This window comes from Acinetobacter sp. IRS14 (assembly GCF_034650275.1).
GTDB lineage: Bacteria > Pseudomonadota > Gammaproteobacteria > Pseudomonadales > Moraxellaceae > Acinetobacter > Acinetobacter oleivorans.
On sequence record NZ_JAOVFN010000002.1, the window covers coordinates 222,459 to 235,482 of the forward strand.

The following is a 13,024-nucleotide window of genomic DNA, read 5'->3' on the forward strand; positions in this document are numbered from 1 at the left end:
ACTGGCTTTTTAAATTAAATATAAAATGATGTACTTTTATACAGTCAATTTATGCCCTTCTCGAATGCAATAAAAAGGATTCGCAAGTTTCGATGAAGCTTTAATCGCTTGAGCTAGCGCATGTTCAGGATCTTCTCGGTCTTCGTCGGTCAACTGAAAAGTTCGATAATGAATCGCAACAGAACGATGAGCTTGCAAATCTAAATGTGCATGTACAGCATCTTGAGGGTTCATATGAACATAACTCATTAACTTGCGAGGTTCATAAGCTCCGATCGGAAGCAAAGCAACACGTGGTGCGCCATAACGAGCATGAATTTGCTTAAAATGCCCCGCATAACCCGTATCACCAGCAAAGAAACAATGCCCTGTTTTCGCTACAACCGAAAAGCCGCCCCAGAGTGCTTTATTCTGGTCACGTAAGCCACGTCCAGAGCCATGCTGTGCAGGTGTATAGATTATTCTTAGTTCGTGATAGGGAATTTCTTGCCACCAATCCATCTCAATCACATGAAACTCTTTGGGTAGGTAAAAGCCATTCCCGAGTCCAGTGTAAATCGGCATTGCGAATTTTTTATGTAGCCATTCAAGCGTAGCCAAATCCATATGATCATAATGATTATGACTGAGTAGAACACCATGAATCGTCGGTAATTGTTCTAATGCAAAACCTGCTGGACACACACGGCGAGGTCCACGACCCTGTGAAGGGCTTGCATAATCACACCATACTGGATCGGTAATAAAGTTATAAGGCCCGATCTGAATCAATACCGTTGCATGCCCAACAAACCAAACTTGCCAATCATCTAAGTCCGCCTGAGGACGATTTTGAGGCAAGGCCACAGCCGTATTTACACGAGTATCGTATTCATTTTGAATATCAACTTTCCATGTAAAAGACTCACGTGTAACTAACCAACGTAATAGCTCTTTTGAGCCTCTAGCCGGTGATTTAGGCTGTTGGTTATAAAAACGTGTATCAGATTCACGCCCTGACTCGGGATGATAAAAAGGAGGTTTTATCCATGTATGCGTCCAACAGGACTGAGTCGGCAATTGATATGTTAATGTCGGCTTGTCTTTCATGGGCTTTTCTATGTTTTAGCATCGGCAGAATGGATGTGTTCAGGTTTCTATCTTAACAATTAAAACAAATTAAGCTATGGCACTTACACTTATTTATCATATAAATATCCCTTTTATTGTGGTCACAGCCAACATAAGTTGAATTAGATTGCCATAAAAAATACATAGATGTGTTGGGTTTATGCGTCGATAATTACCATTCTTATTAAGACTGCTTGTATAACATAACAATAATTAGTCACGTGAAATTGGGGATGAGTTACTTGGTTTTGCTTTGGTAAGCCCTCCTTTTCTAACTTCAAATGTTTTGTGAGCTTATAGAACAAAATATTTAGTAACACTTAAATCCAACTCATTCTTAAAGAATTTATATTTTATAATATTATTTTATATTTCTTCATTTTTGCATAATATGAGAATCACCTATACTAATATTTAAAACATTTAAATATTTCTTTGATTAAGTAAAAATAATGTATTTAAACGACCCTAATTAATATATTTTATGAATTACTTGAACTTAGATTTATATATTAAATGTTTAATGAAAATGGAAATTCCATTTATTTTATAAATACCTAAATCACCTTCACGCTATATCCCTTTATGCTTTATACTTCACATAAATCATAGTAAGACATTTTTTGGATTAGTCTTATGGAACTACGCCATCTCCGATATTTCATTACCGTTGCTGAAGAATTAAATTTTAGTAAAGCCGCCCTTAAACTTTTTACCGCACAACCCTCCCTTAGCCAACAGATTAAAGATTTAGAAGAAGATGTTGGTGTACGACTTTTAAATCGCACTAAACGTAAAGTTGAATTAACCGAAGAAGGTGAAGTCTTTTTAGAACATGCTCGCCTGACCCTTGCTCAAGCTGAAAAAGCAGTTGCTCTGGCACGACAGGTTTCTAAGGCTAAACAGCAACTGCTCCGTATCGGTTTTGTTCCCATTGCAGAAATGAAAATTTTTCCTTACGTTCTTCCTAATCTGCGATTACAACACCCCGATCTCATCATTGAACTATCTAATCTAAATAATACTGAACAACTTAAATCCTTAAAAAAAGGTGAGTTAGACATTACCTTTACTCGAGAAAATACAGATAGTGATGAGATCCAAAGCCAATTTGTTTTGACTGAACCCTTGATTTTTTTACTTCCTAAAAATCATCCACTTACTCAATATGAACGAATTCCCGTCCATGCTTTACAGGGCGTTGACTTTATTATTCCTGCTGCCGAGCAGTCACAAACATTACATAACACGATTTTAGACTTTGCCAAAACTCACAATATTGACCTCAATATTGTTCAAAAAGCAGATAGTATGTTGTTTAATATTAACTCTCTTGGCTCTGGATTAGGTTGTACAATTTTACCTGCTTACGTTGCGCCTTTAGGCATCAAAAATACAGTAGTCCGCCCTCTTGATGTCGAGTTACCGACATTGGATTTATTCGTAAATTATCGTAGAAATTCACAGTCTTTAGGGGTTCAAAAATTTATTGATCAACTCACTAAAGTATTTCATCTGGATAAGAACTTAACTCACACCTAATCAGAAAAGCTATATTTTATTTTAAGCCTATGATTAATAAGGACACCTTTATAAAAGGTATAAGTAAATAATATTTTTTATTTATTTTATACTTTTTATAAACAGTTTAGCCCGCGCTTTTGTTCTATTTTACCTACTCGGTAAAAGTAAATATCTCTTAAATACAATTTAAAAACTTGGAATAAAACCCATATAAAACTAGATATTATTTTCACCATTTAATAAAAAATAATATATTTACCATTTGGTAAAAGGAGATTAGGAAAATGGTTGCAGTATTTCAACATCTTGGACGTAGTGTACTAAACCGCCCTCATTTCTTTATTGCTTTAGTTATAGGATTTATCACAGCAAGTATTCTGACATGGTTCACCTCATGGAAATGGTCAACTATTTTATTAGTCAGCTGGAATACTTCGATTAGTATATATTTACTACATGTTTGGCAGCTCATGAAAAGTGCTGATCATTCTCAAATGCAGCAGCAAGCAAAAAAACAAGATGAAAGCAAATGGGTCATTATGCTGATTGTTCTATTGGCTTTAACCATGTGCCTAGTTGCTATTTTAATACAGCTCTCACAGCTTCCTTCTGATCATGCTGCAAAGTTAGGCCATGTGGCTTTAGCTTTACTCACCATTGTTTCTGCATGGCTTTTTATGCATACCGTTTTTGCCCTACATTATGCCCATGATTTTTATATGGCTTTATCTAGAAATGAAGAAAATGGTGGTCTAGATTTTCCGGGAACAAAACAGCCCACTTATCCTGATTTTCTATATTTTAGTTATATTATTGGGACTTCTGCCCAAACTGCCGATGTTTCGATTACAACCAAACACATGCGTCTTTTAAACTTATTTCATGCGGTGTTGTCTTTTGGATTTAATACCACCATTTTAGCGATCTGTATTAACGTTGCTGCTGGCTTTCTTACCAACTAAAACTTGTATTTAGGAAATAAAAAAGTCACCCAAATGGGTGACTCTGAACAGCAGAGGTTTACAACAATGAGCCCATCGTGCTTTGTTTTAAGCCTTCACGTTGTTTGATGGTTTCAACATAACGCGTAATAGCAGGATGAGATTCAATCGCTCCCATTTTCAATTGCCATAACAGCATTGCTCCAACGCTTACATCTGCGGCGGTAAATTGTTCGCCACACACATACGGATTTGCTTCACTAAGCCCTTGTACTAAAGCTTGGTAGACATCGTTGTAATCACCATAACCCACAAACATTTTTTGCTCAAGAGATACATCTATTCCGAGAGCTTTATCAACACCCGCAGCTTCCCATGGGCCTGCCATCAAAAATAACCAGCGATAGTACAAACCACGTTTAGGATCATCTAATGCAGGAGCTAAACCTTTATCGAAAAATTTATCAGCAAGATAAGCACAGATTGCACCTAGCTCATAAATCACGACATCACCATCTACCAATACTGGCACTTTTCCAAAAGGATTAATTTTTAGATATTCCGGTGTTTTCATTTCAGTCTTGTATTCGACTTCAATACGTTCACACTCAACACCTAATTCGACTAAAAGCCAGTCGACCACAACACCACGTGATTCTTTGTTAGTATAAAGTTTAAGGCTCATTTTTATGGCTCCTTGTTTATCGTGGAACCTAGTCTACAAAACCTCTTTGTCAGTTTTTGTCAGTAGTCTTCGACTCTTGTGCCCACCACTGCTCAAATAGTTTTTGCTTAAATGATGGATATAACTCTTGGGTTAAACTCAAGTGTTGAATACGGTCCATTCTAAAATGCCGAAAGTCCTGTCTTAGCTCACACCATGCAGCTAAAACAATTTTGTCATTAAAATATCCCAAGGCAAAAGGCCACAAAGTTCGAACACTACTTCGTTGCTGCTCATCATGATAATGCAGCGAAATTTTGACTTGCTGCCGAATGGCTAAACGCACCTGTTCGACTCGATTTTCATCTACAGGCAGCCACGTATTAAATGCTCTTAAAGTCGTTTGCTGTAATAAATATTGCCGATGCTCAGGCAAAACAGAATTCAATTTAGCTAATACAGATGTAGATGCCGATTGTAACGATTGATCTGGCACACTCTTTAACCAATACAATGCCAAAAAAATAGCTTCGACTTCATTTTCATTGAGTGTCATTGGTGGCAGTACAATATCTTCTTTAAGCTGAAAACCTATACCTGCCGATGCCTCAATTGCTACACCCTGCTCACGTAAGCTATCGATATCGCGATAGACACTTCGAACACTAATTCCCATACGCTCAGCGAGAATTTGTGCAGTGATTGGATAACGGGCTTCACGAAGTTGTTGTAAAAGATTTAATAGACGAATAGAACGACTCATTTTTCTCTTCTTATTGTTATTAGACATACAATAAGAGGGAATAAATTCCCCCCTTCTTATATTATTCTAAATTATGCAACATCTACCGTAGATAACTTTGCATACTCTCTTAAAAAGTTGTGCAGCTCAGGTACATCTTTGGCAATCGTTAAAGGCTGGAACTGTTGTAGAACTTCGATCGAATGCACACCATAGCCCACACCAATTCGTGGCATGTTTAACCGCTGAGCCATCTCAAGATCATAGCTACTATCACCAATCATTACTGCACGCTCAACACTCACTCCAGTGACTGTTAAGATTTCTTGCAACATGAGTGGATCTGGTTTCGATCTGGTTTCATTGGCTGCTCGAGTCACATCAAAAAGATGAGTACTCTGTGTTTTTGCGATTACACGATCTAGCCCACGACGGTTTTTACCCGTTGCGACTGCAAGTTTTAAACCTTGTGCTTTTAAATCATATAAAAGCTCAGCAACACCATCGAACCATGCATCATTTGTAGAGTTTGCAATATAGTGATCGCCATATGCTTTTAAAATTGAGTCATGTAACTCAGGTGCTTCTGGAAATAGGGTTTGCATAACTTCGGGCAAGCCTAAACCAATAATGCTTTTTGCTGCTTCATCTGTTAAAGGCAATTCATGTTGTTCTGCGGCATGTTGCAAGCTAGCAACAATCTGTCCAACAGAGTTATATAAAGTCCCATCCCAGTCGAAAATAACTAATTCGGTTTTTAGACTCATTTTGCCACTCTCAAAGCCTTTAATAACTGGGTCATGTCTTCTGGTAAAGGTGCTTCAATCGGTGGATAACCTGGAATATCTAAACGCATCGCATGTAAACATAGACGACGTGCTTCAGGGCCAGTGTACTCAGTCGTGTGTCCATATTTATCGTCACCAATTAACGGGTGTCCAATGCTTAAACCGTGCACACGAATCTGATGAGTACGGCCAGATAAAGGTGATGCATGAACCAGAGTCGCATTTTTAAAGCGCTCTACTACAACCCATTCGGTTTTACTTGGTTTACCATCTTTAGTCACACGTACACGACGCTCGCCATTTGCTAGCTCATATCTCAATAAAGGTGCATCAATCAGCTGTTTATCTAAGCTCACTTGACCTTTAACAATCGCTGCATAGGTTTTACGAATTTTGTGCTCACGCAACATATCTTGTAGTTGTTTTAAAGTGCTACGTTTTTTACTAATCATGACCAGACCAGAAGTATCACGGTCAATACGATGAATAAGTTCTAAATATTTTTTGCCTGTCGCTGCACGTAGTGCTTCAATCAAACCATATGCCATACCACTACCACCATGGACAGCAATACCTGAAGGCTTATTAACAACTAACAAACCTTCATCTTCATAGACCACACGGCTTAATAGGCCTTGTGCCACACTGTCACTGACAGGAGCGGCTGTTTCATCTTTTTGTTCGTAGCGAATTGGAGCAACACGAATCTGATCGCCAATCTCAAGTTTAGTCTCAGCTTTAACACGTTTTTTATTTACTCGAACCTGACTTTCACGAATCAAACGATAAATACGACTTTTAGGTACACCTTTTAAACGCGAGAACAGGAAATTATCAATTCGCTGTCCTGCTTGATGTTCATCCACCTCAAACCAAGTGACACTTTGCCATTGCTGTGTAGAATTCATACTAATATTTAAACCTGAAATTTTGCTAAATTTGATTAATAAATGACCGTTTAGCTTAGTTTTTTCACAAGAAATCTAAGCTTAGCCCATAGGCAGATGCTGCAAGGTTTGATATAGTCAGCGCACGGATACCGCCGTAAGTGAACATCTAATAGGGAATTTCCCTGATTGAAACCTCAATCAAAATGATGCTTTCACCATCAGCTCGGATAGGTCCTAAAGAATTATGCCGACGCCGAAGGCTTATTATATCGGCAAAATGACAAACTGTTGCGTTTAATTCAGTTTGTTCAAAAAAATATGTTACCAACTCTAGTTGGTTATGGAACGTAAACTGATACACATCAGACAAATCGCTCCTTAATGTTGCCTTCAGGCTAAAGCGTTGATGCATTGGAACTGCCGAAAGCACCGATACGATGAACATTCCGTATCAAACTTCCAAAAAGAAGTCACTTCGCGCTCAATGACAGTGAAAGTCATTAACCAATGTACCGCTCACCCGCCAGTGAAGCACTAAGGAAGTCCGATTTAAAGGTTGAAGCAGTATTGCCTACATCACAGACGAGAATCGAAGTTAAGGCTAAATGTAGCCGGTAACAGATGACTCAGACCACAAATATTTTGAGATCTGGGAAATGATCCGTCATGTTCGATGTTCGTTCAGAACCTTTAAGTTTGTGCGATATGTTTGTGTGGGTCACTATTAGGTGTCACACCCATGAAACGTATGTTGATTAATGCAACTCACGCAGAAGAAGTCCGCGTTGCACTTATCACTGGTAATCGTCTTTACGATTTTGATTTAGAAAATCGTACCCGAGAACAGAAAAAATCCAATATCTATAAAGGCCATGTAACCCGCGTAGAACCTTCTTTAGAAGCTGTGTTTGTTGAATATGGCGCAGGCCGTCAAGGCTTCTTATCTATGCGCGAAATTGCGAATAGTTATTTCCAAGCAGACCCGCGACAAACTTCAAACATTCGTGAACTCATCACTGAAGGTACTGAATTACTTGTTCAGGTTGAAAAAGAAGAACGTGGTAACAAAGGCGCTGCCCTTTCTACATTCATCTCACTTGCAGGACGTTATTTGGTTCTTATGCCAAACAACCCGAAAGGCGGTGGCATTAGCCGTCAAATTTCAGGTTCTGTACGTGAAGAATTAAAAGAAATTTTAGCTTCTTTAAATTTACCTCGCGGCATGAGTGTTATTGTGCGTACCGCAGGTATTGGCCGCACTCAAGAAGAATTACAGTTAGATTTACAGCATTTGCTTGACCTGTGGGCACAAATCCAAGGCACTGCGAGTTCTGGTCCGTCTCCAATGCTTGTTCACCAAGAAGCTGGCGTAGTTACTCGTGCTATCCGCGATTACTTACGTGATGACGTTGCAGAAATTTTAATTGATAGCGAACAAGCTTATAACGAAGCGTATAACTTTGTTAAAGCAGTTATGCCACGTCAATTAGACAAACTTAAAACTTATACTTTAAACGAGCCGTTGTTTGCTCATTTTGGTATTGAAAGCCAAATTCAAACTGCTTACGAGCGTGAAGTAAAACTTCCTTCTGGTGGTTCAATTGTAATTGACCAGACTGAAGCTTTAGTTTCAATCGACATTAACTCTGCGAAATCGACTCGTGGACATGACGTTGAAGAAACTGCACTTAATACAAACCTAGAAGCAGCAGAAGAAATTGCTCGCCAACTTCGTCTTCGTGACATTGGCGGTTTAGTTGTTATCGACTTCATCGATATGACTAAAGAACGCAACCAACGCATGGTTGAAGCAAAACTTCGTGAAGCAACACAAAGCGACCGTGCACGTATCCAGTTTGGCCAACTTTCTCGTTTTGGCTTAATGGAAATGAGCCGTCAACGCTTACGTCCATCACTTGAAGAAGCAACTGGATATGTTTGCCCACGCTGTCATGGCACGGGTATGGTGCGTGACTTACGTTCACTTTCGCTTTCAATTATGCGTAAAGTAGAAGAAATTGCACTTCGTGAACGTCATGGTGAAGTACAAGTAGAAGTTCCTGTTGAAATTGCAGCGTTCTTACTCAATGAAAAACGCCATAGCCTTGTTTATTTAGAACAAACTTCTGGTGTTCGTGTGACTGTTTTACCTCACCCGCACTTAGAAACACCTCACTATGAAATTCAGTACAATCCAGATGGATTTGCACCATCTAGCTATGAGCGTACAGAAGCAACTCGTTCAAGTGAGAAAGAGCTAGGTTATGAATCTTCTGAATGGCATTTAGAGGAAGCTGATCATGGCCATGCTCATGCAGCTCCTGCTGCAAATAACGCAGCTGGTCAAAAGAAAGCAAATCAAGCAGCTCAACCTTCTGCTGCTCAGCCAAGCACTCAAAAAGCAGCAAGCCCTCTTGCATGGTTAGAGAACCTTTTTGTTCAAAAACAAGCTAAAACTATTGATCAATCTCGTTCAGCACAAAATGCTGCTGCGACAATTGAACAAATGGTCAATACTGGCGCTGTAAGCCGTGGCCAATTTGGACAAGTTACAGTACCGCCAGTTGCTGAAACTGTTGCGGCTCCATCTAATAATGCTTACATTTCACAGTCTCCTGCTAAACAGGAAGCTCGTGAAAATGTTGAAAAAGACGATAAAGTACAACAACGTCCAAACAACAAAAAACGTAAGCACAAAGAGCAACGTGAACAACATCACCATGCTCAAGAGCCACAACAACAGCAACAACCACAACAGGTTCACGAAGAAGTTGTACAGTTATCACGTCAAGAACAACGTGAGTTAAAACGTCAACAAAAACGTCAGCACCCAGATCAGTCACATCAACAACATCAAAATGATGGACAACAAACTGAAAATGCCGTGCCGCGTCGTGACCGTAATAATCAACAACGTCCGAACCGTCCAAATCGCCACCGCGATCCAAGTGTATTGAATGAAAATCAAAATGCACCGGCGGCACCAGTAGTTGTTGATGAGAAACAAATTAAGGTTGATTTGATTGATGCTCCAAAGCATGAAGTCATGAATACAGCCTTAGTAATTAATGTTGATCAGGCACAAAGCGAAATTATTGCTTTGACTCCAGAGCAACCTGTTGAACGCACTGAAACAGCACCTGTTGTTGAAGTCGCTCAAGAGCCAGCTCCAGCACCTGTTGTAGTTGTAGAAGAAGCAGTCACTGCCAAAGCAGAAGAAACGACGACAACTCCTGCAGACAGCAAAGCTCAACCGCAAATCCAACGTGCGAGCAATGACCCTCGTATGCGTCGTCGTGAACAACGCAACGCGAAACGTGCTAAAGCTGCGGTACCATCAATTGCCCCATCGCAAATTCCAACGTTGGCGCAATATACGATTGGTAGCTTGATTCGCCATGTTTATGGTGAAGATTGCACAGTATTGATTGAACAGTTTGGTTTAGTTCCAACATTCAATCGTGCATTGCAGAAGTTTGCTGAACAGTACGCTAGTACGCTAGCAACAGAAGTCGTGTCTGATGCTGAAGACAAAAAGCCTGTTACTCGTGATGCAGAGCTTCCAAGCAACAAGCCATCACAAGAAGCAGAGCCTGCGCCTGTACTTGCATTGACGCCACAAAAAGAGCAAACACCACGTGTTGCTAATGATCCACGTGAGCGTCGTCGTTTAGCAAAACTTGCTGCTGAACAAGCTTTTGAGCAAGTTAAACAACAACACGCTGCACCGGAAGAAGCTGCCCCTGTAGCTCCAGCTGTTGAAGAAACAGTTGTTGCTCCTGCTGCTGAAACACAAGCACCTGTTGAGTCAAAACAACAACCGCTTGAGCTTCATCAAGTGGTTGAAGAAGTAGCTCAAAGTGAAACAAGCGTAGAAGAAACACCAGCGACAACTGTAGTTGAAGCTCCGGTTGTTAAACAGCCTAAAGCATCTGCAAGAGCAAAAGCTGCCGCAGAACAGGCTGTAGCACCAACAGAAACTACTACAGAAGTTGAATCAGACGATTCTAAGGCAGATCAGGACAAACCAAGTCGTCCTCCTCGTCGCCCTCGCGGTCGTCCACCAAAGAAAGCAAATCCTGTAGCTGAGTAAATCATTTGCTCAATTGCAGCTAATTTAAACAAACCTAGTCATTTCGATGACTAGGTTTTTTTTGTTATTTTTAACCAATTAGGTTGATTGCACTAGAAGAAAAGTTTTAAAAGCATGGTGAACCATGAAAAACACTGTACTTTTGCCAACGCAACCTTTTTTGGATTGATCGAAAAATAAATAGGATTGATATGAGCCAGACAACACAGACCGATATCATTACGCTTGGTGATGTTGCAACAAGACTTCCTAGCTTCATCCCCAAAGTACCCCATATCCTGAATGGTCTTAAACAGGCTTACTTAAGAACAGCAAATACACCAACGGGATTAGGTGTAGCTTTTGAAAAAGCTGTTAAGCGAAATCCGCAAGGCATTGCTTTATTATTTGAAGATCAAAGTTATTCATATGAAGCTTTAAACGAATGGGCTAACCAGATTTCTCACTATTATCTATCTCTTGGCGCACAAAAAGGTGACGTGATTGCCGTAATGGTTGAGAACCGTTCTGAACTTATTGCCACGATTGTAGGTTTAGCTAAAATTGGGGTAACAATTGCGCTTGTTAATACCTCTCAAGTAGGTAAGGTCCTCGCTCATAGTATCAATCTTGTAAAACCAATTGCCGTAATTGCAGGTGAAGAAGTTCGAGCTGTAATTGATGAAATTCGTCAGGACCTAAATGTTCCTAAAGACCGTTTTCATTGGTTTGCAGATCAGGCTACACGTCAAGATGCGGGTACAGCACCTCAAGGTTATGCCAATCTTGCAATAGAAATTGATCAATTTCCAAAATTTAACCCATCGACTACGCAATCTGTTCATGGAAATGATGGCCTGTTTTATATTTATACTTCGGGCACAACAGGCTTACCAAAGGCTGTTATTTTCAAACACAGTCGCTGGACGCTCGCATATGGCACCTATGGCCACATTTTAAACCTTGGCCCAGATGATGTGATGTATGTAACGTTACCGCTTTACCATGCAACAGGTGTCGTAGTTTGCTGGTGTGGTGTGATTGCGGGAAGTTCTACCCTTGCAATTCGACGTAAATATTCAACCAGTGCATTCTGGAAAGATGTTCAGAAATTTAATGCCTCTGCAATTGGCTACGTAGGAGAGCTTTGCCGTTACTTAATGGATGCCCCTCCTACAGAAATTGACCGTGCCCACCGCGTAACCAAAATGATCGGTAATGGCATGCGTCCAAACATCTGGGATAAGTTCAAACAACGTTTTGGTGTGCAAGAAGTTCTTGAGCTTTATGCATCAAGTGAAGGCAATGTCGGGTTTAGTAATATTTTTAACTTTGACAACACAGTAGGCTTCTCTCCTACGCCATATGCCATTATTGAGTTTGATAAAGAGAAAAATGAACCTGTACGCGATAAAAAGGGCTGGTGTAAAAAAGTTAAAGCCGGTGAAATTGGTTTGCTAGTGGGTAAAATTACCAGTCGCTCACCTTTTGACGGCTATACAGACCCAGAAAAGAATAAATCTGTGATTATGAAAGATGTCTTTAAAAAAGGTGACTCATATTTCAACACAGGTGACCTTGTTCGTAATATTGGTTTCCGTCATGCTCAGTTTGTTGACCGCTTAGGCGATACCTTCCGCTGGAAAGGCGAAAATGTATCTACTACTGAAGTTGAGAACATGGTTTGTGAATATGACAAGATCGCTGAAGCGGTGGTTTATGGGGTAGAAATCCCAAATACCAATGGTCGTGCTGGTATGGCAGCAATCACACTTGCTGATGGCGCTGAGTTAAATGAGTCTGATTTAACCGAAATGGTGACTATATTTAAAAAATGCCTGCCTGCTTATGCAGTACCAGTGTTCTTACGAGTGCAAGCCAAAGTTGAAACAACAGGTACTTTTAAATATCAAAAGAATAAATTGAAGGAAGATTCGTTTAATCCAAGCAAAACTTCTGAACGTTTACTCGCTTTATTACCTGGTACAAACAGTTATTGTGATGTCACAACTGAAATTTTTGACAACATTCAGGCATATAAATACCGTTTTTAGTTCATTTTTTAGCTAAACAAGAGGAAATCGTGCTTTTTATAGGCAATCATGCAAATGTTTTTGATTTACCTCTTGTGTTAGTTGAATAACTTGCTAAAATACGCGACATCAAAACAAAGGTGGTGTTAGAAAACTTTTAGTTATCTTGCACTTCACATTCAAACGATGTTTGAATGTTTGTTCAGGGTCGTTAGCTCAGTTGGTAGAGCAGCGGACTTTTAATCCGTTGGTCCCGCGTT

General features: G+C 39.8%; 9 protein-coding genes. 4 read left to right on the top strand and 5 right to left on the bottom strand.

Features of this window, described 5'->3' with window-relative positions:
* Nucleotides 1-36: 36 nt before the first annotated feature.
* A complete protein-coding gene (locus ODQ17_RS03300) occupies nucleotides 37-1,089 on the bottom strand; it encodes an MBL fold metallo-hydrolase (RefSeq protein ID WP_005302032.1) in 1,053 nt (350 codons plus the stop codon).
* A 657-nt stretch (nucleotides 1,090-1,746) separates the two neighbouring features.
* On the opposite strand from ODQ17_RS03300, the gene hcaR reads away from it, so the two are divergent.
* Nucleotides 1,747-2,652 carry a DNA-binding transcriptional regulator HcaR gene (hcaR, locus tag ODQ17_RS03305; protein ID WP_004794873.1) on the top strand — a complete coding sequence of 302 codons (906 nt, stop codon included), beginning with the start codon at nucleotides 1,747-1,749 and terminating at the stop codon, nucleotides 2,650-2,652.
* A gap of 266 nt (nucleotides 2,653-2,918) precedes the next feature.
* A complete protein-coding gene (locus ODQ17_RS03310; RefSeq protein WP_111855567.1) occupies nucleotides 2,919-3,596 on the top strand; it encodes a DUF1345 domain-containing protein in 678 nt (225 codons plus the stop codon).
* 58 nt (nucleotides 3,597-3,654) lie between these two features.
* Here ODQ17_RS03310 and ODQ17_RS03315 read toward each other — a convergent pair whose 3' ends face one another.
* The 4 genes from ODQ17_RS03315 to ODQ17_RS03330 all read right to left on the bottom strand — a co-directional run bounded on the left by ODQ17_RS03315 (nucleotide 3,655) and on the right by ODQ17_RS03330 (nucleotide 6,677).
* A complete protein-coding gene (locus ODQ17_RS03315; protein WP_322901704.1) occupies nucleotides 3,655-4,260 on the bottom strand; it encodes a glutathione S-transferase family protein in 606 nt (201 codons plus the stop codon).
* Between the two features lie 49 nt (nucleotides 4,261-4,309).
* Nucleotides 4,310-5,002 carry a helix-turn-helix transcriptional regulator gene (locus ODQ17_RS03320; RefSeq protein ID WP_322901705.1) on the bottom strand — a complete coding sequence of 231 codons (693 nt, stop codon included), beginning with the start codon at nucleotides 5,000-5,002 and terminating at the stop codon, nucleotides 4,310-4,312.
* Nucleotides 5,003-5,073: 71 nt separating this feature from the next.
* Nucleotides 5,074-5,748: an HAD-IA family hydrolase gene (locus tag ODQ17_RS03325; protein ID WP_322901707.1), complete on the bottom strand. Its 675-nt coding sequence runs from the start codon at nucleotides 5,746-5,748 to the stop codon at nucleotides 5,074-5,076.
* Nucleotides 5,745-6,677, bottom strand: coding sequence for an RluA family pseudouridine synthase (locus tag ODQ17_RS03330; RefSeq protein ID WP_322901709.1), 933 nt, complete (start codon nucleotides 6,675-6,677; stop codon nucleotides 5,745-5,747). Before ODQ17_RS03330 ends, ODQ17_RS03325 begins: the two co-directional genes overlap by 4 nt.
* A gap of 721 nt (nucleotides 6,678-7,398) precedes the next feature.
* On the opposite strand from ODQ17_RS03330, the gene ODQ17_RS03335 reads away from it, so the two are divergent.
* Both ODQ17_RS03335 and ODQ17_RS03340 read left to right on the top strand, forming a co-directional pair.
* Nucleotides 7,399-10,752 carry an Rne/Rng family ribonuclease gene (locus tag ODQ17_RS03335; RefSeq protein ID WP_322901711.1) on the top strand — a complete coding sequence of 1,118 codons (3,354 nt, stop codon included), beginning with the start codon at nucleotides 7,399-7,401 and terminating at the stop codon, nucleotides 10,750-10,752.
* Between the two features lie 191 nt (nucleotides 10,753-10,943).
* Entirely contained in the window at nucleotides 10,944-12,785 is a 1,842-nt protein-coding gene (locus ODQ17_RS03340) for a long-chain-acyl-CoA synthetase (protein WP_144733981.1), read from the top strand.
* Nucleotides 12,786-13,024: the final 239 nt, after the last annotated feature.